General features: G+C 57.1%; 23 protein-coding genes, 1 tRNA gene and 2 pseudogenes. 12 read left to right on the top strand and 14 right to left on the bottom strand.

From position 1 onward, the window contains the following. Positions 1–25: 25 nt before the first annotated feature. Positions 26–1,087 (top strand): AI-2E family transporter, encoded by a 1,062-nt coding sequence (locus RHM59_RS03260; RefSeq protein WP_322285946.1) that lies wholly within the window; start codon positions 26–28, stop codon positions 1,085–1,087. Positions 1,088–1,147: 60 nt separating this feature from the next. On the opposite strand, the gene xopAW is transcribed toward RHM59_RS03260, so the two are convergent. The 7 genes from xopAW to RHM59_RS03295 all read right to left on the bottom strand — a co-directional run bounded on the left by xopAW (position 1,148) and on the right by RHM59_RS03295 (position 6,940). Then, positions 1,148–2,122, bottom strand: coding sequence for a XopAW family type III secretion system calcium-binding effector (gene xopAW / locus RHM59_RS03265; RefSeq protein ID WP_322164645.1), 975 nt, complete (start codon positions 2,120–2,122; stop codon positions 1,148–1,150). A gap of 307 nt (positions 2,123–2,429) precedes the next feature. Then, on the bottom strand, positions 2,430–3,512 hold the full coding sequence (locus RHM59_RS03270) for a HAMP domain-containing sensor histidine kinase (RefSeq protein WP_322164644.1): 1,083 nt from the start codon (positions 3,510–3,512) through the stop codon (positions 2,430–2,432). After that, positions 3,509–4,261, bottom strand: coding sequence for a response regulator (locus RHM59_RS03275; protein WP_322164642.1), 753 nt, complete (start codon positions 4,259–4,261; stop codon positions 3,509–3,511). The genes RHM59_RS03270 and RHM59_RS03275 overlap by 4 nt, the downstream gene beginning before the upstream one ends. A 340-nt stretch (positions 4,262–4,601) precedes the next feature. After that, positions 4,602–5,765, bottom strand: a complete 1,164-nt coding sequence (locus tag RHM59_RS03280; protein ID WP_322164640.1) for an EAL domain-containing protein — start codon at positions 5,763–5,765, stop codon at positions 4,602–4,604. Between the two features lie 127 nt (positions 5,766–5,892). Further along, positions 5,893–6,231: a hypothetical protein gene (locus RHM59_RS03285; protein ID WP_322164638.1), complete on the bottom strand. Its 339-nt coding sequence runs from the start codon at positions 6,229–6,231 to the stop codon at positions 5,893–5,895. Continuing rightward, on the bottom strand, positions 6,228–6,620 hold the full coding sequence (locus tag RHM59_RS03290; protein WP_322285947.1) for a phage holin family protein: 393 nt from the start codon (positions 6,618–6,620) through the stop codon (positions 6,228–6,230). The genes RHM59_RS03285 and RHM59_RS03290 overlap by 4 nt, the downstream gene beginning before the upstream one ends. Before the next feature lie 5 nt (positions 6,621–6,625). After that, entirely contained in the window at positions 6,626–6,940 is a 315-nt protein-coding gene (locus tag RHM59_RS03295) for a YqjD family protein (protein WP_322285948.1), read from the bottom strand. Positions 6,941–7,295: 355 nt separating this feature from the next. Here RHM59_RS03295 and RHM59_RS03300 point away from each other — a divergent pair, with 355 nt between their 5' ends. The 6 genes and pseudogenes from RHM59_RS03300 (at position 7,296) to RHM59_RS03325 (ending at position 13,313) form a co-directional block, all read left to right on the top strand. Then, positions 7,296–8,504 (top strand): ammonium transporter, encoded by a 1,209-nt coding sequence (locus RHM59_RS03300; RefSeq protein WP_322285949.1) that lies wholly within the window; start codon positions 7,296–7,298, stop codon positions 8,502–8,504. A gap of 106 nt (positions 8,505–8,610) precedes the next feature. Beyond that, a complete protein-coding gene (locus RHM59_RS03305) occupies positions 8,611–8,847 on the top strand; it encodes a glutaredoxin family protein (protein WP_322164632.1) in 237 nt (78 codons plus the stop codon). 226 nt (positions 8,848–9,073) lie between these two features. After that, positions 9,074–9,400: a transcriptional regulator gene (locus RHM59_RS03310; RefSeq protein WP_322164630.1), complete on the top strand. Its 327-nt coding sequence runs from the start codon at positions 9,074–9,076 to the stop codon at positions 9,398–9,400. A gap of 120 nt (positions 9,401–9,520) precedes the next feature. After that, positions 9,521–10,411, top strand: a complete 891-nt coding sequence (locus RHM59_RS03315; protein ID WP_322285950.1) for a pseudouridine synthase — start codon at positions 9,521–9,523, stop codon at positions 10,409–10,411. Between the two features lie 99 nt (positions 10,412–10,510). Further along, a complete protein-coding gene (locus RHM59_RS03320; protein WP_322164627.1) occupies positions 10,511–11,107 on the top strand; it encodes a biliverdin-producing heme oxygenase in 597 nt (198 codons plus the stop codon). Next, positions 11,107–13,313 (top strand): annotated as a pseudogene (locus tag RHM59_RS03325) (ATP-binding protein). Before RHM59_RS03320 ends, RHM59_RS03325 begins: the two are co-directional and overlap by 1 nt. A gap of 72 nt (positions 13,314–13,385) precedes the next feature. Here RHM59_RS03325 and RHM59_RS03330 read toward each other — a convergent pair. Together RHM59_RS03330 and RHM59_RS03335 are read right to left on the bottom strand one after the other, a co-directional pair. Further along, positions 13,386–13,462 (bottom strand) — tRNA-Pro (locus RHM59_RS03330). A 103-nt stretch (positions 13,463–13,565) separates the two neighbouring features. Next, positions 13,566–13,790: a YgdI/YgdR family lipoprotein gene (locus RHM59_RS03335; RefSeq protein ID WP_322164623.1), complete on the bottom strand. Its 225-nt coding sequence runs from the start codon at positions 13,788–13,790 to the stop codon at positions 13,566–13,568. Positions 13,791–13,970: 180 nt separating this feature from the next. Here RHM59_RS03335 and moaB point away from each other — a divergent pair, with 180 nt between their 5' ends. Both moaB and glp read left to right on the top strand, forming a co-directional pair. Then, positions 13,971–14,510, top strand: coding sequence for a molybdenum cofactor biosynthesis protein B (gene moaB / locus RHM59_RS03340; protein WP_322164621.1), 540 nt, complete (start codon positions 13,971–13,973; stop codon positions 14,508–14,510). A 6-nt stretch (positions 14,511–14,516) separates the two neighbouring features. Then, positions 14,517–15,731, top strand: coding sequence for a gephyrin-like molybdotransferase Glp (gene glp, locus RHM59_RS03345; RefSeq protein WP_322164620.1), 1,215 nt, complete (start codon positions 14,517–14,519; stop codon positions 15,729–15,731). 239 nt (positions 15,732–15,970) lie between these two features. Here glp and RHM59_RS03350 read toward each other — a convergent pair whose 3' ends face one another. Then, positions 15,971–17,779, bottom strand: coding sequence for a monovalent cation:proton antiporter-2 (CPA2) family protein (locus RHM59_RS03350; RefSeq protein ID WP_322164618.1), 1,809 nt, complete (start codon positions 17,777–17,779; stop codon positions 15,971–15,973). A gap of 334 nt (positions 17,780–18,113) precedes the next feature. Here RHM59_RS03350 and RHM59_RS03355 point away from each other — a divergent pair. The 3 genes and pseudogenes from RHM59_RS03355 to RHM59_RS03365 form a co-directional block, all read left to right on the top strand. Further along, positions 18,114–18,269, top strand: a pseudogene (locus tag RHM59_RS03355) (DUF3313 domain-containing protein); the annotation flags it as partial. 93 nt (positions 18,270–18,362) lie between these two features. Next, complete coding sequence (locus RHM59_RS03360; RefSeq protein WP_297836426.1) at positions 18,363–18,551, top strand: hypothetical protein; 189 nt, start codon at positions 18,363–18,365, stop codon at positions 18,549–18,551. A gap of 28 nt (positions 18,552–18,579) precedes the next feature. Further along, positions 18,580–19,023, top strand: a complete 444-nt coding sequence (locus RHM59_RS03365; RefSeq protein ID WP_322164616.1) for a GNAT family N-acetyltransferase — start codon at positions 18,580–18,582, stop codon at positions 19,021–19,023. Here RHM59_RS03365 and RHM59_RS03370 read toward each other — a convergent pair. The 4 genes from RHM59_RS03370 to xylB form a co-directional block, all read right to left on the bottom strand. Next, a complete protein-coding gene (locus RHM59_RS03370; RefSeq protein ID WP_322164614.1) occupies positions 19,016–19,186 on the bottom strand; it encodes a hypothetical protein in 171 nt (56 codons plus the stop codon). The two genes, RHM59_RS03365 and RHM59_RS03370, sit on opposite strands and share 8 nt — an antisense overlap. A gap of 208 nt (positions 19,187–19,394) precedes the next feature. Beyond that, on the bottom strand, positions 19,395–19,901 hold the full coding sequence (locus RHM59_RS03375; protein ID WP_322285951.1) for a DUF1993 domain-containing protein: 507 nt from the start codon (positions 19,899–19,901) through the stop codon (positions 19,395–19,397). 124 nt (positions 19,902–20,025) lie between these two features. Continuing rightward, the gene (locus RHM59_RS03380) at positions 20,026–20,970 is read right to left on the bottom strand and encodes a carbohydrate kinase (RefSeq protein ID WP_322164612.1); all 945 of its coding nucleotides are present in this window, start codon (positions 20,968–20,970) and stop codon (positions 20,026–20,028) included. Positions 20,971–20,995: 25 nt separating this feature from the next. Beyond that, positions 20,996–22,477 carry a xylulokinase gene (gene xylB, locus RHM59_RS03385; protein WP_322285952.1) on the bottom strand — a complete coding sequence of 494 codons (1,482 nt, stop codon included), beginning with the start codon at positions 22,475–22,477 and terminating at the stop codon, positions 20,996–20,998. Positions 22,478–22,484: the final 7 nt, after the last annotated feature.

The following is a 22,484-nucleotide window of genomic DNA, read 5'->3' on the forward strand; positions in this document are numbered from 1 at the left end:
TCCGTTTTCTTTTTCGGGATAACCCATGCTCAATAATGATCGCCTGCTGGTGCAGATTCTGCTCCTGGCGCTACTGGGTGCGTGTCTCTGGGTCATGGCGCCGTTTTGGTCGGCGCTGTTTTGGGGCGCGGTGTTGGCGTTCGCCAGTTGGCCGATGATGCGCGTGCTGACGCGCTGGCTTCACGGGCGCGAGTCGCTGGCGGCCGGCGTGTTGACCCTGATCTGGATGTTGCTGGTGGCAGCGCCTTTGGTCTGGCTAGGGTTTAACCTGGCAGACCACGTGCGGGATGCGACCCTGTTCATCAAGGACGTTCAGGTCGATGGCCTGCCCGAGCCGCCCGTGTGGTTGGCCGGGGTGCCGATTGTTGGGGAACGGTTGGTGGGTTACTGGAACACCATTGACGAACAGGGCGCTGCGGCGATGATCGCGATCAAGCCTTACTTGGGCCAGGTCGGGAACTGGTTGTTGGCGCGCAGTGCGCAGATTGGAGGCGGGATTCTCGAAACTACCTTGAGCCTGGTGTTCGTGTTTTTCTTCTACCGCGACGGCCCAAGGCTGGCGGCGTTTGTCCTCAGCCTGTTGGAACGTTTGATTGGCGACCGAGCCCATTATTATCTGGACTTGGTGGCCGGTACGGTTCAGCGAGTGGTGAATGGGGTCATCGGTACAGCGGCGGCCCAAGCGGTGTTGGCGTTTATCGGGTTTTTGATTGCCGGCGTTCCGGGCGCAATGGCGCTGGGGATTGGCACCTTCTTGCTCAGTCTGGTGCCGATGGGCCCACCGCTGCTCTGGGTTCCCGCCACGGCGTGGCTGGCCTGGAAAGGCCAATACGGCATGGCGATCTTTCTCGGCATTTGGGGCACGTTCATCATCAGTGGCGTCGACAACGTGCTTAAGCCTTACCTGATCAGTCGGGGCGGCAATTTGCCGTTGGTGATTGTGTTACTGGGGGTATTTGGCGGCTTGCTGGCGTTCGGGTTTATTGGCTTGTTCATCGGTCCGACGTTATTGGCGGTGGCCTACAGCCTGTTGATCGACTGGACCGCTTCAAAAAACCAACGTCCTGACACTCCAACCGTCCTCTGATCCGCTGGGTGGGGTGTTAGCTGAACCGCCGCGAAACCTGGGTGTCGCGGCGTTTTTGTATCAGGCTGCGACGTTCAGGTTATTGCCGACGGGTTTGCCGCCGTTGGTGGTGTAACGCTGAGTCAGCTCAGCAATCATCTTGCTTAGCGCCAAGGCTGCGGCGTGTTTGGCTTCGGTGGTGTTTTGCCCCGTGAGGTTGGTGTCCGTGCTGGTACTTGCAACGGTGGTGGCGCTTGTACTTGAGCTTGTACTAGCGCCCGTACTTGCACTGCTTGCGTTGGCACTCAAGGTGCTCGTCAGCGCCGACGTCAATTCTTCAAGGCTGATGCTGCCGCTGCTGTCGCTGTCGAGACTGCTCAATAGCGAGCTGGAGTCGTTGGCGCTGGTAGTTGAGTGCGTGCTGCTGGTGCTATTGCTCGCGGATGCGCTGTCCAGTGCGCTGCTCAACTCGCTGGCGCTGATGCTGCCATCGTTGTTGGCGTCGAGCTGACTAAACAATTGAGCGGCGGAGTCCTGTGCAGGCGGCGGAGGCGGTGGTCCAGAGGACGCCTGCAATGCGCTGCTCAGCTCATCAAGACTGACGGTGCCGTCTTTATTGGTGTCCAGTGCGGCGAACAGTTTCGAGCTGTCAGCTGTACTGTCGGTACTGCTCAAGGCTGTTTTCAGTTCGTCACTGCTGATGGAGCCGCTGCCGTTGGTGTCCAGATAGCTCAGCAGCTTATCGGCGACGTCGGTGGACGGTTGCGCCGGCGGCTGAGGTGGCACCATGGCGGACAACTCGGTCGCGTCGAGGCTGCCGTCGTCATTGCTGTCGAGGCTGGTGAAGGCCTTGCTCAGGCTCACCAAGACACGGTTTTTGCTGTCCGACGTCTCGGCTGAACTCAGTTCGTCCTTGCTGATGCTACCGTCGCCATTGGTGTCCAGTTTTGCCAGCAACTCAGCCTGGAACTTTTTACTGGCCGCGCTGGCAGTTGCCGTCGCGCTTGAGCTGGTGTAACTCGAATAACTATTGCTGCTACTGACGCCACTGATCATCGGACTGACTCCCCACAGATTGATTTGGCCGGTAACGGTGCTCCGGCTTATACAGACTCTGGGGATGAAGTGTCCGCGGTGTGTGAGGCGTGTACCGGAGCCGATACCTGGAATCAAACGCGCCGGCAAACCGCTGTAGGAGCCACTTGTTGGCGAGGCAGTGTGCCTGATTCACCGCACCAACCTTCGCCAACAAGTTGGCTACAGAGAATGAATTGGTCCCACAGATTCAGGTAGTGCACACATTCTGAGCTGACGATGGGCCTCTTCGCAGTCTTCGGCAGCCCCTACAGTTGTCCAGAGCTTGCTACGACAACGGGCGAGGCAGATTGAGGACCACTGTCAGTCCGCCGCCAACGGTTTGCTCCAGTTGCAGGTCGCCGCCCATGCGCCGTGCGGCTTCGCGGGCGATGGTCATGCCCATGCCGACACCCCCGGAGTTGCGGTTACGGGAACCCTCAACGCGGAAAAACGGCTCGAACACCGATTCATGTTGACTGGGGTCGATGCCGGGCCCCCGGTCGATAATTCGAACCTGGACCTGATGCGGGTGGTCGTGAATGTCGATGTGCGCATGACCGGCGTAGCGCAAGGCGTTATCAATCAAATTGTTCAAACAGGACCGCAACGCCATCGGTTGCGTCATGAGCGGCGTGCAGTGGCCATGGCACTGCACATCGTCACCCTGATCCTGAGCGTTTTCAGTGAGGGACTCGGCCAGCGCTTGCAGATCAAACAGTTGCGGCGTTTCCCGGGTGCGCTGTTCGTGCAGGTAGGTCAGGGTGGCGTCGAGCATGTTGATCATGTCGTCCAGGTCCTGGGACATTTGCCCGTGCAGCTTGGGTTCTTCGATGTGTTCGACCCGCAGCTTCAAGCGCGACAGCGGCGTGCGCATGTCATGAGACATGGCCGCAAGCATGCGCCCGCGTTGCTGAACCTGCTCGCGGATACGCTGCTGCATCAGGTTGAAAGTCTGGGCGGCTTTGCGCGCCTCGTAGGGCCCCGTGATTTCCAGCGGCGGGCTGTCGAGGTTCTCGCTCAAACGCTCGGCGGCTTCGCTCATGCGCCGAATCGGTCGGCTTAGCGCCTTGGCGCCATACCAGGCAGCCGCGACCAAGGTGATCAGTTGAAAGACTAAAGGCACAATCGGCCCACCGAACAGGGGTGGTGGGCCTGGCGGGTGCTGCATCCGTGGCGGTCTTGAGTGCTCGAAGTCGGGGCCGACATCGGGGCCGGGCGGGCCGTATTCTGCAGCAAACGGCGGATGAGGTGGCGCAGGCGGCGGGCCGTAGTGCATGAACCACATGAAGGCCAACAGGTGCGCCAGCAAGATTGCCAGCAATGCACCGCCGAAAAGCCGGGCAAACAGGGTGTCAGCTGAACGGATCAACCGATATCCCTGGCGTCGAACAGATAGCCTTCGCCCCGTACGGTTTTGATCAGTTGCGGCGCTTTTGGGTCGTCACCGAGTTTCTGTCGCAGGCGAGACACCAGCAGATCAATGCTTCGATCGAACGCATCAATCGTCCGGCCACGGGCAGCATCCAACAATTGTTCGCGGGAAAGTACTCGGCGTGGACGTTCGAGGAATACGCTCAATAAACGGAATTCAGCGTTGGACAGCGGCACCACTAAGCCATCGGGTGCGGTCAGTTGGCGCATGACACTGTTCAAGCGCCAGGCATCGAAACGAACGACGGTGCGCTGCTCGCTGCGGTCATCACGCACCCGGCGTAACACGGTCTGGATACGGGCCACTAGCTCCCGGGGTTCGAACGGCTTGGCCATGTAGTCATCGGCCCCCAGTTCCAGTCCAATGATGCGGTCGGTGGGTTCGCAACGGGCGGTCAGCATCAAAATCGGAATGTCTGACGTGCTTCGCAACCAGCGACACAGCGACAGGCCGTCTTCCCCCGGCAGCATCAAGTCGAGCACCACCACGTCGAAGGTTTCTTCGGTCAATGCCTGGCGCATCGCCACGCCGTCGGTCACGCCGCGGCTTTGAATATTGAAGCGCGCCAGGTAATCGCACAGCAGCTCGCGAATCGGCACATCGTCGTCGACGATCAGCGCACGGATGTTCCAGCGACGTTCTTCGGCCAGGGCGTTGTCGGGTGTGGGGGTAGGGCTTAATTGCATGGTGCGAGTGCCGTCTAAAGGTTGAAGAACACCGCTGCCCGCAGGCTACTCGCCTACAGACGGCGCGCAAGGCTGTTCTGTCAGCGTGTCGGGGGATTGTCGTGAATGTATCGGGGCGGATACAAAAGGCCGAGAGCGTTTTTTGGCACGGTGATCTACACCTCTGGAGCCAACGGGTTGGCGAAGGTCCTTCGGACTTATCGCAGCCTTTGGCTCCTACAAAAATCTGTGCAACGCCAAAATCTGTGGGACTGAATTCATTCGGGAAGGCTTCAGTCCCGGCGTGCGTTTGTCTGTTGATCTGCGCTAGGGCCTATCTGCATGCTATGCACATCCCGAATCACAACCCCGCTGCATCAATATCGATAAGCAACAAACGTTGACCATTGTCGAAAAACTGTCCGGCAGTCAGGCAGTATTGGTTGCTGGTCGCGTCGCGATAGGTGTTGGAGAGGGTCAGGCGCCGGTCGTCCCATCCTTCAGCCAACAGCTGGTAAAAATACGGTCGCCAGGACCAGTTGTGACCCAGGTAGCTGGGGTCTGCGTGCCAGGCGCCGTTGCGCCATTCCAGGTTTGGCGTCAATTGGGTTCCGTGACGATCACATTGGTAGAAGCGCAGAAACCAAGGGTAGTCATGCAACTGCGGTAGATCACTGACAGGGGCATGACCCTCCGCCCAACGTTGGAGGAGATTCATCAATGTGCCCAACTGCTGACGTAAGGTCATGAGGCGAGCGCGCTCTTCCAGCTTTTTCAGCACATAGCGGTCACGCAGTTCGCCGAATCGCCGGACAAATGCGTCGGCGGGGGGGAAGTCCAATTCACCTTTGGCGAATAAAAAACCCTGCACGTAACGTGATCCGCATTCCAGGGCGAAATCCAGTTCAGCTTCGGTTTCAACGCCTTCGGCAATGATCCAGCATCCGGTCTTTTCGGCCATCTGCGCGAGCGCTTTAACCACATCACTGCTGGGACCACCCCTCGCAGCGGCCTGGAATAAACGCATGTCCAGTTTCAAGATGTCGGGTTGTAACGCCAGCACCCGATCCAACTGTGAATAGCCCGCCCCAAAATCATCGATAGCAATGCGTGCCCCCGCTTCGCGGTAGCGTGCGACGACGCTGGCCAAGCGCTGGCTATCGCCGACCAGCTCAGTTATTTCAAAGACAATGCGCTGTGGCGCCACACCATGACGCTTCAGCTGTTTTAGGCTGGGGAGCGGCTGGCCGGGACGAAGCCGACTGATCCAGCGCGGCGAAATGTTAAGGCTCAAAAACCAGTCAGCAGGGACTTCATGCAGGCGGCTCAAGGCATTGTCGCGGATGGCTCGGTCAAGACGGCGAAGAATCGCCGGAGAGCTTTTCGGGTCAGCGAATAACGGGCCAACGGATAACAGTTGACCATCAAGTTGACGCAGGCGACCCAGGGCTTCGACACCGGCAATGCGGCCTGTAGCGGTATCGATGAACGGCTGAAAGCAGGCTAGCGGTTGCCCATCGATCACGGAACCTCCTTTGTGGGTTCAGAAAAGGGTCTGCCGAGTAGGCAGCACCCATCACCCATCACCCCATGGCAAGCCATGAGGTGATCAAGTCGGTAACGCTCTGCAAGAATGCAGCCAGATAGAATAATCAGCGTTTGGGCGGTGAACCCTGTAATACCAGTTTTATCAATGGCATAAGGGTGGTGCCCAGTCTTACCAAGCGGGAGACGCTGTTGAGACCACCGGCTTTGGTCCCCTTGCCGCCGAGAAAGCCAAGCAGGGTAACAATGCCCATGCCCCAGAGCGGAGCATGTTTAATTCCCAGTACGCCTTGCCAGTCCTGACTCATGCCGCGCACTCGACGCAGCGGTTGCAGTAGTTGGCTCGTTTCGTGGCGAATTTCCTGGCGGTGCATTTCCATTCGCAGGCGGATAAGCGCCTTGCGCAGCTCACGTCGGGAGTTTGGTTGCGGTTCAATCAGGCTCATGGCATCAGTCGCTCACGGTCATTGGCCAGTTCTTCGAGCGTTGCGCTAAAGGGTGAAGACTCATCAAAGATCGCCGCTTTTAGTCGCATGCCACAGAACGCTGCGGCCAAGGTATAGAACAGACACAGGCCGATGATGCCAGCGAGCCGGTAAGTGTCCCATACCAAGATCAACACCAGGGCCGATAGGCCTATGAACAGCAACAATGCGAACACCAGCGCCAAGCCCGCAAAGAGAAACAGGCTGACCGTGCGTGATTTTTGCTCTTGCAGTTCAATGCCGAACAATTCGACATGGCTGTGCAGCAAGCCCAGAAATGCAGCACTCAAGCGCCGAGGCGTAGAGGTAGGGTCCGAAGGGGATGGACCTGATTCTGTACCCAAAGCCATAACCGTCAGCGCCTGGTAGCCAGAAGACCCAGCAAGAACCCGACGCCGGCTGCGATGCCAACGGATTGCCACGGATTGCTCTGCACATAGTCTTCGGTGGCCACTACGGCCGCTTTGCCGCGTTCGCGGAGCGATTCTTCGGTGAGCTTCAGTGTTTCCCGCGCCTTGAGCAGACTTTCGTGAATCTGCCCCCGCAACTCATCAGCCTGATCACCCGCTAACGTTGCGGTGTGTGCCAGCAGCTTTTCCGTGTCACTGACCAATGTCTGAAAATCAGCCATTAGTACTTCCTGAGCGTTTTGCGCTGTAGTGCGGGCCATGGTTATCTCCGTTTAGTGGCTTCTGGTGCTTCGAGTCTAACCGTTTACTGAAGGTTCATTTCAATCGCAAGCCGCTAATCGCTGTTGGCTGGTACAGGACTTGCTTCTCGTTGGTGCGCCACGGAGGGCGGATGCGCTTAATAAGGGCGAAGGCTAGGGCAATATGCTCCAGACCTGACGCTCGCACTCAAAAACTTTCGTAAAAGTCCATTGTTCAGAATGACTGCCTGATTTATTTGCGCCAAATAGGTACACGCCGAGATACCGCTGAAATAGGGTGGCGCTGTTTCGGTGCGGGTTATCGTCAGTTGACCTGTTTTGGTGCTTTTCAGCAAATTTGCAGGCCTGCCCATCCATGGAAAATCTACACAGTGCTGTGGACAATTTAGTCCAGAGCTCCAACACCGTTTTTATCTTGCTCGGCGCAGTCATGGTGTTAGCCATGCACGCTGGCTTCGCGTTTCTTGAGGTCGGTACCGTTCGCCATAAAAACCAGGTGAACGCGCTGTCGAAGATTCTCAGTGATTTTGCGATGTCGACGCTCGCGTACTTCTTTATAGGCTATTGGATTTCCTATGGGGTGAGTTTTCTACAGCCTGCCGCAGTAATCAGCGCTGATCACGGTTACAGCTTGGTGAAATTCTTTTTTCTGCTGACGTTCGCGGCGGCTATTCCAGCGATTATTTCCGGTGGGGTTGCTGAACGTGCGCGATTCGCCCCGCAGATGTGTGCAACCGTTTTGATCGTGGCGTTTGTTTACCCCTTTTTCGAAGGCGTTGTCTGGAACGGTAACTTTGGCCTGCAAGCCTGGTTGTTGGCCCGTTTCGGCGCCAGCTTTCACGACTTTGCCGGTTCGGTTGTCGTGCATGCTATGGGCGGTTGGCTGGCTTTGGCCGCAGTGCTGTTGTTGGGTCCCCGTAACGGGCGTTATCGAGAGGGAAAGTTGGTGGCGTATCCACCTTCAAGTATTCCTTTTTTGGCGCTGGGCTCGTGGATTTTGATCGTCGGTTGGTTCGGCTTTAATGTCATGAGCGCTCAAACCCTGCAGGCCGTAAGCGGGCTGGTGGCCGTCAACTCACTGATGGCGATGGTAGGTGGCACTGTTGCGGCACTGATTGTTGGTCGTAACGATCCGGGGTTTCTGCACAATGGTCCGTTGGCGGGGTTGGTGGCGATCTGTGCCGGATCAGACTTGATGCACCCCGTTGGCGCTTTAATAACCGGCGTAATTGCCGGCGCCTTGTTTGTCTGGTGTTTCACCGCCGCCCAAGTGCGCTGGAAAATTGATGACGTGCTGGGTGTGTGGCCGTTACATGGTTTGTGCGGCGTTTGGGGGGGTATCGCCTGCGGCATCTTTGGACAAACAGCGCTGGGTGGATTGGGCGGTGTCAGTCTGGTTAGCCAATTGATCGGCAGCGCGGCGGGGGTAGGCGTGGCGCTGCTCGGTGGATTCGTCGTTTATGGCGCAATCAAGTGGGTGACCGGCCTGCGCTTGACCCAGGAGGAGGAGTACTACGGTGCCGACTTGTCGATACACAAGATCGGATCGGTCAGTCAGGATTGAAAGCCTGGCAGCGTTTAGCGTGGGATTTGCCCTCGACGCCCTCAATGACACGGGCCTAAAATAGGGCCTGTCTCACGCTCAAATGTCTCTGTTTAAAGGTGTAACCATGCCTCCTGAATGCCAGCTATTGGGCACCCTCGGGTGTCACTTGTGTGAAGTCGCCGAAGCGGAACTGTTGCCTTTGGTCGAGCACGGTTTAATGGTCGAGCTGATCGATATCGGCGAGAGTGAAGCGATGTTCGAGGACTACGGGCTGCGTATTCCGGTGCTGCGCCGCATCGATACCGGTGCCGAGCTGGACTGGCCTTTCGATGCCGAACAGGTGGTGACGTTTCTTCGTTAGACGCCCGCTCGGCATTAACCCGTGGTCAGTCATCTCTGATTCGTTTACTGTATGCATGTACAGGAATGCGGATTTATTCGTATGCTTCTGGTCTTCCCGCCGCCTGCGATTTCCGCGCTGGCGCATGGGCGTCCTGTCTTGCAACCGTGCTGATAGAGCTCAGCGCTTGACAGCGCAGTCCAATCGCGATTGAACGAATGCAAAGAACACACAGAGAGCTACAGTCATGGTCAATGTCGAACAATTGAAAAACAGCGTGAATCACATGTCGGCCGAGGTGGTCAGCGAAGCCGTGCTGGAGTTACGCATGGATGGCTTGGTCACCGAGGGCAAAACCCCGTTTACCAAAGTGCATTTCAATACCTGTTTCGCCGAAATCGAAGCGCTGTTTCAGCGTGCAGGTTATCACCGTCAGTTGGATGTGGTCGGTTATCAGGGCCTGCTTTACGCGTTATACGACCCCGCACGCTGGGAGGCAGTGGACGTATTGCGTTGGTTAAAAGAGTTTACTGAAGCCGCTGCGGCGCAAAGCCAGGTGCTGGCTCGGTGCTAGGTTAGGTGCCAGGTTCCGGGCTAAGGCCGCACCAGCGCACACGGCTATTAGATTCCAGTCAACCGTTGCGCGATAATGCGCAACCGGCCAATCAAGGCCCGCCCGCTGCTGAGCCCATTCATGTCCGAGTCGAACTTCTCCCCCGCACACACCCAGGCCAGCACCCTTTATTTGCCCGCCGGGCCGTGGGGCACGGTTCTGGAGTGTTTGTGCGCGCACTTTGCGGCGATCAGTCGAGAGCAATGGCTGGATCGAATCGCCAGAGGCCGGGTGCTGGACGCTAGCGGTTTGGCCATTACCTCTGCGTTACCCTACAAAGAAGGCTTGCGTGTTCACTATTTTCGCGAAGTGCCGAACGAAACACCGATCCCGGTACTGGAAACGATCTTGTATGCTGATGAGCACTTGGTGGTGGCCGACAAACCGCATTTTCTGCCGGTAACGCCCGCCGGCGAATATGTAGAGCAGACGTTATTGCGACGTCTGATCCACCGCCTCGACAATCCCAATCTGGTGCCCTTGCATCGAATTGACCGCCACACGGCGGGTCTGGTGTTGTTCTCGGCAAAAAAGAGCAGCCGTTCGGCGTATCAGTCCTTGTTTCCAACCCGTCAAATCGACAAACGTTATGAGGCCATTGCGCGGGCGTTGCCTGACGTCGAGTTTCCCCGAGTGCATAAAAGCCGTCTGGTAGCCGGAGAGCCTTTTTTTCGAATGCGCGAAGCAGAGGGCGTCAGCAATACCGAAACCCGTATTGAGGTCAGTGAACGTAATGGCGAGTTTTGGCGTTATGGCCTGTACCCGGTAACGGGCAAGAAGCATCAATTGCGCGTGCACATGGCGGCGTTGGGTGCGCCCATCTGTAACGACCCGTTTTATCCGGAGGTCATCAACACAGTGAAGGATGACTTCAATCAACCCTTGAAACTGTTGGCGCAAAGCTTGCGTTTTATCGATCCGTTGTCTGGGCAAGTCCGGCTGTTCGAGACCGACATCGAGCTGAAGTGGTGAGCAGAAATCACTAGCCCAGTCATGGCATGGCAACTATTTATTAAATAGTGTCGAACGAAGATACATTGGTTTACAGCTTGCTGTTACTTTACAAGGCATATGAAAACACAGCAGCTTCCTGTGCAGCCGGTCCACAGCGATCTGCGTGCCGCTACTTCCCACCTGCATCGTCGTCTGGATGCTCGTTTACCTTTTTTTACCACTGACATCGCCGTGTATCGGCGCATTATGCAGGCCTACTACGGGTTCTATTTGCCCTTCGAAGCCTTGCTTGCTGAGCCGGCATCGAACATACCGGGCATGGGGTGGGCGCAGCGGCTTAAAACGCCCACTTTAAAGCAGGATTTACTCGCGCTGGGTTTGACCGATGCGCAGATTGCCGCGTTGCCGTTATGCCAAAACCTGCCCGTGGTTGAAACACACGCCCAAGCGTTGGGCGCGTTGTATGTGGTGGAAGGCGCGACGCTAGGCGGTCAAGCATTGCGTCCCATCATTAAGGCTAAAGTCGGTGTCGAGTTCGCTACGGGCGGCGCGTTCATGGACGTCTATGGCGTTGAAACCCGACACTTATGGCAGGTTTTTTTGGCCTGCCTTTCGTGCGTACACGAAGCTGAAGACATTGCACAAACGGTGGCAGTCGCCCAGCAGACGTTTATCTGCTTTGAAGGATGGCTAGAACTTTCAGGGGTGTTGTAATGACCTACTTGGAACTGGGCGCACCTGCCGTTGCGCTGAAAGAATGCGCAGACGAGCCTATTCGTATCCCCGGTTCGATTCAGCCCCATGGGGTGCTACTGACCCTGGCCGAACCTGATTTGACCGTCCTGCAAATCAGCGCCAACAGTTTTGACATACTGGGGCTGGCTCCCGCCCAATTACTCAAGCACTCAGTGGCGGTCTTATTGGACGTCGCCCAGCTCGAAAGCCTGCAGCACGCAGTAGAAGATCTCGACAGCGAGGACAACGAGCCGCTTAGGTTAAAGCTGGGCGATAACCTGTTCGACGGTCTGCTGCATCGGCATCAGGGTGTACTGATTCTTGAGTTGGAGTTGAATGCGCCGGTCTTTTTCGATCAACAAAGACTTATTGCCCGTGCATTACGCAGAATGCAAGCGGCTAAAACCCTGGATGCGCTTTACCAGGTCAGTGTCAGTGAGATACAGGCGCTGACCGGTTACGACCGGGTGATGATTTATCGCTTCGAGGAAGACGGGCATGGGCAGGTCATCGGTGAAGCGTTGATGCCTGGGATGTCACCGTACCTAGGGCATTTTTTCCGGCCTCGGATATTCCGCCTCAGGCCAGAGAGTTGTATCGCGCAAACTGGATTCGGGTGATTCCAGATGCGCGCTATCTGCCCGCGGCGATTCAGCCAGCCCTGTGCCCGGACACGCAGCAACCGCTGGACTTGAGTTTCGCCGTCTTGCGCAGCGTGTCGCCCTGGCACTGCGAATACCTGCACAACATGGGCGTACGCTCGTCCATGAGTATCTCCCTGATCAAAAATGAAAAACTCTGGGGCTTGATCACCTGCGGTAATCGTCAACCATTGACGGTATCCCATGAATTGCGCACCGCCTGTAAGTCCATAGGCCAGTTGCTGTCCTCACAGATCAGCATGCTAGAAGACATAGACGCCCGACATCAGCAGGCGCAAAAGAGTGTTCTGGTGGACCATTTGGTCACCGCCATGGTGGCGGCTGAAAACGACGTGCTTGAGGGCCTGATCAACAATCCCCAGCAGCTGATGGCATTGACCGGCGCTACAGGTGCCGCGGTGTTGATAGCGCATCAGTTGTACGTGTTTGGCGACTGCCCCAGCGCGACGGACATCCGCGTCTTGTATCGCTGGGTGCGGCACAAGCAGCAAGGGATTTTTCACTCGGCAAACCTTGGCGCTGAGTTTTCACCGGCCCAGGCTTACCACGGTGTGGCCAGCGGACTCTTGGGTTTCACCTTGCCCAAACCCGTGGATAACGCCGTCATGTGGTTTCGTGCGGAAGTGAAAGCCACGGTCAAATGGAGCGGAAAGCCCGATAAGCCGGGGTCCGGGCCTCACCGTTTGCACCCGCGATTATCATTTGAAATATGGAAGCAGCAGGTCGAGGGCATGAGCCAGCGTTGGAGCTCCGGCGACCTCTATGCCGTAGAGAACTTGCGACGCTCAGCGCTGGAAAACGACTTGTCACGGCAGGTGCAGCGCGAGCACCAGGCGGTACGGGAGCGCGATGACTTGGTCGCCGTGGTTTCCCACGACCTGCGCACACCGATGACCATCATCACCCTGCAGTGTGGCGTGATGCAAAACATGGTGGTCGTGGATGACAGCAAGTCCAGCCAACGAATGGGCTCGGCCATCAATACCATGCGCCAGGCCACTTCGCGGATGAATGCCTTGCTGGATGATTTGCTCGACACCTCCAAGCTTGAGGCTGGGCGATATTCGGTCTCACTGCGCACCACTGATGTCCAAGTAATGCTAGAGCAGATCTGCACGACGCTTGCGCCACTGATTGCGGTCAAAAATATCGAGTTCAGCTATGGGACTGAGCCAAACCTGACCATCCAGGCTGACCCGGAACGGCTGTTTCAGGTGTTCTCAAATTTATTGGGCAACGCAATTAAATTCACCCCGTCGACGGGCAAAATTGAAGTGTCGGCCGAGGCAGCCAACGACAGAGTGGTATTCAGAGTTCGGGACAATGGTGTTGGTATCAATCCTGAACAGTTGCCCCACGTGTTCGACCGCTACTGGGCTAACCGAGAGGGCAACCCAACCGGAAGCGGTCTGGGTCTTTACATTGCCCATGGGATCGTCGAAGCCCACGGCGGCCGGTTGTGGGTAAGCAGCGAGCCGGGGCAGGGCAGTACGTTTAGTTTCAGCATTCCAGCCGTGCGTTAGACAAAGAAAAACCCGCGCTTGGCGGGTTTTTCAACGTTTCGGGCCGTACTTCAAAGGGTCGAAACACTCAGGTGGTCGGGGAGACAGGATTCGAACCTGCGGCCTTCTCGTCCCGAACGAGACGCGCTACCGGGCTGCGCTACACCCCGAAATAACCGGACATCGAACTGATTCAACATACATCAATTGCGCCCGCCACCCGCTTGCGACGCTGGCCGCAAGCGGTATTGCCAAAACTGAAACAGTTAAAACTTACAGCTCTTTAACGGTGCGAACCTGGTCTTTATTTACGCGGGTCTCTTTACCATCCAGCTGTTTGAATTCGTAGAAGCCTGTCTCTTCGTCGAATTTAGGTGTATCAACAGCCTGAATTTCGCGACCATCATTAAGAGTGATCACAGTAGGCGAAGCACAGCCGGCAAGGCTGGCCACACTCAATGCGAGCAGGAAGGCGGCGGTTAGGGTCCGTTGAGTCATAACGTCTCTCCATCAGGGAATGCTTTGGTTTAGAGCTTACGAGCTTGAGACGTATACATCACTGGCAAGTTCCCTGAATAGTGTTATGGGCAGTCAATCGTTGTCACCCCAACCGGCGGGCCTGCAAAATCGACGCTGTGATATAACAGCGGGCTATTTCTTTCTCTCTGGATTGAGCCTATGAAATCGAAGGCTGATACACCATTCGTTCCTTTGAATATTGCCGTATTGACCGTCAGCGATACCCGTACCCGAGAAACCGACACGTCCGGCCAAGTGTTCGTCGATCGCCTGACTGAAGCGGGGCATAGCCTGATAGAACGGGTATTGCTCAAGGACGATCTGTACAAGATTCGTGCTCAGGTGGCGACTTGGATCGCCGATGACGACGTACAGGTGGTATTGATTACCGGCGGCACCGGCTTCACCGGGCGCGACAGTACGCCGGAAGCGGTTAACTGTTTGCTGGACAAAAAAGTCGATGGTTTTGGTGAGCTGTTTCGGCAGATTTCCAGGGACGATATCGGCACCTCAACCGTGCAATCCCGCGCATTGGCAGGGCTGGCCAATGGCACATTGGTGTGTTGCCTGCCGGGCTCAACCAACGCATGCCGCACCGGCTGGGATGGCATTCTGGCGGAACAACTGGATTCGCGTCACCGTCCGTGTAATTTCGTTGCCCACCTTAAGCAGGCCGAGCCCTGCGAAACCCGCGGGTAAGTGGATATGAAAAGCACTGGAGCCCGGCCGATGATGCTGGTCGAAGTGGCCATGGCGCGTTTACTGGAGATGGCTGAAGCAACGCCCATCCTTGAGAGTGAGCGGGTTTCATTGGCAAGCGCGCACGGACGGGTGTTGGCTGAAGAATTGGTCTCAACCCTGGATTTACCCCCATGGCCTAACAGCGCCATGGACGGTTACGCACTCAGGTTGTCGGACTGGACTGGCGAGCCGTTGCCGGTCAGCCAACGGATTTTTGCCGGGCAAGCGCCAGCCCCTTTAACCCCAGGCACCTGCGCCCGGATATTTACCGGTGCGCCAGTTCCGGCCGGTGCCGACTGTGTGGAGATGCAGGAAAACGCCGAAGTATTGGCCGATCAGCGGGTGCATTTCACTGAGCCGATGAGACTTGAGCAAAACATCCGCCCGCAGGGTCAGGAAACAACAGTCGGCGAGCAGGTACTGGCGGCAGGTACACGCATGGGTCCCATCGAGTTGGGGCTTGCCGCCTCGCTAGGCCTGGCGCAGTTGACCGTGGTCCGACGTGCGCGCGTGGCAGTCTTGTCTACGGGCGATGAGTTGATTGAGCCGGGGCTACCCTTGGGGCCGGGGCAAATCTACAACAGTAATCGGGTGTTGTTGTGCAGTTGGCTGCAGCGCTTGGGTTGCGAGGTGATAGACGCCGGGATCTTGCCAGATGATCTGGAAAAAACCCGTGCCGCGTTGGGCAGCCTTAGCCACGTCGACTTGATCCTGTCGACGGGCGGTGTATCCGTGGGCGAGGCCGATTTTCTCGGGCATGCATTGCGAGAAGACGGGGAGTTGTCATTGTGGAAACTGGCGATCAAACCGGGCAAGCCCCTTACCTTTGGCCATTTTCGTGGCGTGCCGGTGATCGGATTGCCGGGTAACCCAGCCTCGACACTGGTGACCTTCGCGCTGCTGGCGCGGCCTTATCTGTTGCGCCGTCAAGGCGTTGAAGACGTGGCCCCGCTGCAATTCCAAGTGCCCGCCGGCTTTACCTGGAGCAAGCCCGGTGACCGCCGAGAATATCTACGCGGACGCATGGAGCAGGGGCGAGCGATGTATTACCGCAACCAAAGCTCGAGTGTATTGCGCAGCGCAGCCTGGGCGGACGGGTTAATCGAAATCCGAGAAGGCACCACCGTTGCTGAGGGCGACTGGGTGAATTTCATCCCCTTGAGTGAGGTTTTTGCCTGAGCCGACAGGCGTTTTACCGTCCCAGCGGATTCAATCTGTGGGAGCCAACTTGTTGGCGAGGCGATCAACGCGGTGTGCCAGGTATAACGCTTCCCGAATAAATTCGGTCCCACAGGGGGTCGCGATTTGTCGGTGGGACCGAATTCATTCGGGAAGGGCGCGACGCGGTGTTTCAGCAAGACCGCTTTATCTGATATATCGCCAACAAGTTGGCTCCTTGGGGTCAAAGATGGCAGGTGTCAGCCCTTTGCCGATTCCTCTTCCTGCCGATCCGCCTCGAACAGTTTCGCCAACTCGGCTCTGGCTTCCCGCGCGGTCTGCATGACTTTGGCCGCGTCGTCGTACACCTGATGCTGAGCATTGAGCACCTGTTCATCGTGGTGTTTGAAGCGACTGATCCGCGCATCGGCTTGGTTCTGGCTTAGGCCTAAGCCGACCAGCGTGCGACGGCTCATTTCCAGGCTGGAATAGAAGGTTTCCCGCACTGGCTGCGCGCCGACGTCCATCAAGCGATGCACATGCTGACGGTTACGTGCTCGAGCGATGATTTTCATCGTTGGGTACAGCTTGCGCACCAGTTCGGCAGTCTTGATGTTGGTATCAGGGTCATCGGTGGCGATGATAAAAAATTCTGCTTGATCAACCTTGGCCGTACGCAAGATCTCCGGGCGTAACGGGTCACCATAAAACACCGGCATATGCCCGAAGCTGCGAGAGAACTCGATGGACTCTACGGAGGTGTCCAGCGCCACGAAGGAGATTTTTTGCGCCCGTAAAATCCGCGCAATGATTTGGCCCATCCGCCCCATACCTGCAATCACCACGCGGGGAGCGTCGCTTTCGATATCGCGGTACTCGTCTGGCACCACCTGCGCGACGACTTTTCGTTTCAGCAGGTGTGAAACCAGCAGCAGCAACAAGGGCGTCAGGGCCATAGACAAGGTAATGGTCAATACCAGAATGTCGTACAGTCGAGGTTCAAACAGCCCTTGATCGCGGCCGATCTTGAACACCACGAAGGCAAACTCCCCTCCGGCCGCCAGCACCACGCCCAGGCGCAGGGCGCTTTGCTGATTGAGTCCGCCCGCTAACCGTCCTATGCAAAACAACAGGGGCAACTTCAACAGCATCAACAACAGCATCAAGCCCAGCACCACACTGGGCACGCTAAACAACAACGCGATATTGGCGCCCATGCCCACGCTGATAAAGAACAGCCCGAGTAACAAGCCTTTGAACGGTTCAATCTGCGATTCCAATTCGTGGCGGTACTCGGAATCTGCCAGCAGTAATCCAGCCAAAAATGCCCCAAGGGCCATGGAGACGCCGACTTGGCTCATCAGCCAGGCAGTACCGATGACCACCAGCAATGCGGTAGCGGTTGAGACTTCTTGCAGGCCAGTTTTGGCGACGATGCGAAACACGGGTGTCAACAGATAACGTCCGCCAATCACAAGAATTACGATACTCCCTGCTACTTGCAGACCGTGGGTCAGCTTGTCGGCGTGACTGGCGTGATCGTTGACGCCCGCGAGGAACGGCACCATGGCAATCAACGGAATAGCAGCGATGTCCTGGAACAGCAAAATGGCAAAGGCCAGGCGACCGTGGGGGCTGTTGAGCTCCTTACGCTCGGCCAGGCTTTGCAGGCCGAAGGCAGTGGACGACAACGCCAAACCCAGTCCCAACACCACCGCGCTATTGAACGGCTGGTCGAAAGCGAACAAGGCAACGCCGCCAATCACCAGCCCGGTCACTAGCACCTGTGCCAGTCCGACGCCAAACACCGACTTGCGCATCACCCATAAACGCCGAGGCGACAATTCAAGCCCAATGATGAACAGCAGCAGTACCACGCCCAACTCGGATATGTCGCTGACGCTTTGTGGGTTGTCAATGAGCCCCAACACCGACGGGCCGATAATCACTCCGGCAAACAAATAGCCCAGCACCGCGCCCAGTTGCAAGCGTTTGGCCAGTGGCACGGTGAGGACTGCGGCAAGCAGAAACACAACAGCGGCCTGCAGCAGGTTGCCTTCGTGGGGCATCGGTGACTCCTTTGAGACGTGGTGTTGGAAACGGGCGGGCATTAGACCACGAAGGTTTATCTCATCGGCTTTGGTTTCACACTGATACGGATCAGTTACCGGGTTTTTGCAGATGATAAGTCGTCCGCGTGCCGAATATTAAATGCACCTCTAAACTGGCGTAATCGACAATGTGTTTTATAACTAGCTCGTAGGCGTGTTAGTTCAACGTGTGGTGCGCCGGCAGTCTGTAAGGATTGCTCAACTGGTTCAGGAGTCAGGGAATGAAACAGCCATTGTTGTTCAGTGTGCTTTGTGCCGGTGCAATTGCGATTGCGGGTTGTCCTGGAGGCCAGGCAGTAATCAGGTAGTCGGGCAGGTGGTGCGCAAGGGCACCGGAAAAACCCTGGAAAACCATAAGCAGGTGCTGACTGCCGTCGACGTCAAAGTGGTTCTCGACGGTTGGGCTTCGGACATGCGCATGTCCTTTGAGAAGCTCAAGGCTCAGTAACTCAAACCGATCGTGCCACGCCAGACTATCAGCGGTACCATAGGCGCGCATTTGCACGGCGCAAATGATTTCTACGCCTATCAGGAAAACGTAATGACTAACAAACAGCGTTTGTCGTATTCGATTGTGATCGCCCTCGTGGTACTGGCGATCATGCTGGGCTTGTCACACCTGCAGAACACCGGCGTGATCACGGAAAAAACCTTTCAGTACATCGCTATCGCCGTGGCGGTCGTTGTGGTCGTCATCAATGGTTTCATGCGCCGCAAGGTGAAATTCTGAGTGTTTGGGCATGCTTAGGGAGAAGCGAATGAGCGTTAGGATCGACGTATCACAAAGTCCTGGTGAAGCAGAATACCTGGCGATTCTCAAGCCGTTGCGGGCCTACAACGTTTCCCAGGCGGGCGATGCCAAGCCTGAGCGATTCGCGTTGCTGATTCGCGACGAGCAGAGCAATGAAATCATCGGCGGCTTGTACGGCCGCAGTCTCTACCGTTGGTTGTTTGTCGAGTTACTGGCCGTGCCTGAGCAGTGCCGAGGGCAAGGCATGGGTTCGCGCCTGATGCACATGGCCGAAGACCACGCCCGCAAGAACGACTGCATAGGCATATGGCTGGATACCTTTAGCTTTCAGGCGCCTGAGTTCTACCGCAAGCACGGGTTCGTCGAGTTCGCCAAAGTCGAAGACTTTCCGCCGGGGCACCAGCGTTTCTTTTTCCAAAAGCGCCTGAATGCCTCTGCGGTCATCAGCTGAGTAGCATCACGTCGAAATACTCGATGTCGAATTGGGTGAGGTAAACGTGTACTGAATGCGGGCCGTTACTGTGCGAGCGTTCGTGCGTCCTGGGCATTGCCAAGGCACTGGCACTGATGGCCAGAATCATCACGGTGAAGAGCGCGGCGATAAAGCTTTTCATGAGTTGACTCCGGCCACATTCAGGAAAGAAGGTCCGGGACGGTCAGTGCGGGGGAACCCGAATAAAAACAAGCGATGCAGCGCTGAGAACCCGTTTGCAAAGCGCCGCTGTGGGGCGCTTCGCATGGATCGAGATTACGACCGGACAATCAGCAGCGCTATCTGGATCCTGCCCGGTTATTGCCTGATTCTGCTGCTAAGCCGATGGCCTAGATCCCGCCCAAGAAGTCCAGCTTGCCCATTGCCACGCCGTTGTGACGCAAAATGTCGTAGGCGGTGGTCAGGTGAAAGTAGAAGTTCGGCACAGCAAAGTTCAACAGGTAATCCTGCTGGCTGAAGATCATTTCCTGGCTTGGGGTCTTCAGAGTGACGGTCTTGCCCGCGTTGGCTTCGTATTGCTCTGGCGTCACGCTGCGGATAAACGCCTGGGTGTTGGCGATGCGTTCGCGCAACTGCTCGAGGGTGGTCTCGGTATCCGAGTAGCTCGGCGGCGTCACCCCGGCCAAGCGTGCGGTGCAGAGTTTCGATGCATCGCTGGCTGCTTGGATTTGACCCGTCAGGGTGTACATGTCCGGTGCGAGGCGCGCTTGCAACAGTTCGTCGATAGTCGTGCCATTGGCGGTGGCGTGTTCGACTGCTTTATCCAGCCACTTCGACAAGTTGTTCAAACTGCGCAGGAATACCGGGACAGACAGTTGGTAGTAAGACAGGCTCATGCGGATTCCTCAAAATAATCGTTAGGGTGTGGAACGTTGGGCCGTCGTCGATCCTCGCCCACAGTGTTTCAAGTCCGCGGATGCGGCTAAGAGCCATACTGCAACCCCAAAGATGCATCTAGAGTTATATCAGCGTGACCTGATCCCGGTACGGCAAGTCCGGTCCGACTTTGGTGCAGGTCAAGGCCGCTGCAGCGACGGCGAACTGCATCATCTCGGTGATTTGTTCGTGGGTCAGCGCTTCGAGGCCGAGCGGGCTGTCGAGTTGGTGTTCGGTGAGGTAGGTAATCAACGCCGCTTGGAAAGTGTCGCCTGCACCGACGGTATCGGCGGTGACGACTTTGCGGGCCGCAATAGACCAGGCTCCGTGATGGCGGGTGAACACGCTGACGCCTTCGGTGCCACGGGTCAGGAACACCAATTGGCAACGTTGAGTTAACCAACCTTCGGCGACAGTCTGTGGATCCAGATCGGGGTACAGCAGGGAGAGGTCTTCATCGCTGACTTTGATCAGGTGCGCGTGCTCGGCGAAGGCGCTGATCTGCTCACGCCAGCGTTGAATGTCGGGCTCTGGATTGAGACGAACATTCGGGTCCAGGCTAATCAACCGTTGTGCGCTCTCGCGCCTGACCAAGGCCAGCAACGTATCGGCGACTGGGCGTACCACCAATGAAAAAGAGCCCACGTGGATACCCCGTATGTGGTCGCCTAATACGGGCACGTGCTCCAGTTGCAACTGACGGTCCGCGCAACCTTCACCGCGAAAACTATAGTGCGGTGAACCGTCGGCACCCACGGCCACCATTGCCAGCGTGGTCGGGGCGTTGAAATCAATCAGGTAATCGGGGCGTACGCCTTCCTCGTCCAGCACGGTGCGTAAACGCCGGCCCAGATAATCGTTGGAAAGGCCGGCAAACAGCGCCGCCGTGATGCCCAGTCGGCTTAGCCCGACCGCCACGTTGAATGGTGAACCGCCGGCAACGGCTTGGAAACCGACTCGATTGCTATGCCCGCTGCTATCTGGCTGGCTGAAAAAGTCGAACAACGCTTCGCCACAGACTAAAAACATAAACGCTCCAAAAACATCAATGGCCTCAAAGTGCCTTTAAGCACGCGCGATAGCGGTCATAAACCCGCTGATAGGCAGCAACATTTTCCGCTACGGGTTGAGTTTCGCTGCTTGCATCAAGGCTGACGCAACGACGACACAAAGAGTTTAGCCCGGGATTTTGCCCCTGCTCTTCGTACCAGCACCACGCGGCTTGAATTGCCGCGCCTAACGCTGCCGCTTCGCTGTGCTGGGTACAGATGACGGGGGTGTCCATGATGTCAGCGACAATCTGCCGCCAAATGGCGCTTTTAGCGCCGCCGCCGATCAGCCGGATCGCCTGGCTTTTGATGCCGCTGGCCCGCAACAAGTCCAAGCCGTAGCGCAAGCCAAAGGTCGTGCCCTCGACCACTGCTCGGCACAGATTCGCCTGGTTCAGGTTGGTACTGTCGAGACCCAAAATACTACCGGTGGCATTGGGCAGGGCAGGGACGCGTTCGCCGTTGAGAAACGGCAGCATCAACACGCCGTGCGCACCGATGGGCGCCTCGGCAATGGCTCGATTGAATTGCTCGATGTCCAGCGCAAACAATTCGCGGACAGCGCTGGTGGCGTTGGTCAGGTTCATGGTGCAAATCAATGGCAGCCAACCGCCGGAAGACGAACAGAACGTCGCCACCGACGCTTGATCGCTGACCTGCGCTTCGCCTGCGTACGCGTAAACCGTGCCTGACGAACCCAGGCTCATGGTGATTGAGCCCGGTTCGATATTGCCAGTGCCGATGGCGCCCATCATGTTGTCGCCGCCGCCACTGGAAACAATCGCCTCAGGGTTGAGCCCCAACCGTTGAGCAATTTCGGGAAGAATCGTGCCCACGCATTGCTGGGCGTCGAGCAACTGCGGCAAGGCCCGGTGTAACCGACCGCTGGGGTCGATGTGTTCCAGAATGGCCGAGTCCCAATGGCGGGTGCGGACGTTGAAATAGCCGGTGCCAGAGGCATCACCAAACTCGCTGCAGCAGCGGCCGGTGAGCCAATAATTCAGGTAGTCGTGGGGCAAAAGAATCTTATCGATGCGCTCGAACACATCCGGGTGCTGCTCCTTGGTCCACAGCAGCTTGGACACGGTGTAACCCGGCGCGATGGCAACACCCAAGCGCGCCAATGAACCCGCCTCACCGCCGAGGTACTCCAAGAGCCGATCATTTTCCGGTGTGGTTTCGGTGTCGCACCACAGCTTGGCCGGGCGTAACACCTCGCCCTGTTGATCGAGCAACACCAATCCGTGTTGTTGACCTGAGACGCCAATGGCCTGAATCAGCGAACCGCTGATGCCCGCTTGCGCCAGCGCTTGGCGAGTCGCTTGCTCGAACGCTGTCAGCCACTGCGAGACCTCTTGCTCGCGCCGCCCATTGGCAGCGCTGATCAAGGTGTGCGGCGCGGAGCCTTGGCCGAGGACCTTACCGCTCTCGGCATCGAGCACAATCGCTTTGGTGCCTTGGGTACCGCAGTCAATACCGAGAAACATAGGGTCA

The sequence above is a fragment of the Pseudomonas sp. MH10 genome, assembly GCF_034353045.1.
GTDB lineage: Bacteria > Pseudomonadota > Gammaproteobacteria > Pseudomonadales > Pseudomonadaceae > Aquipseudomonas.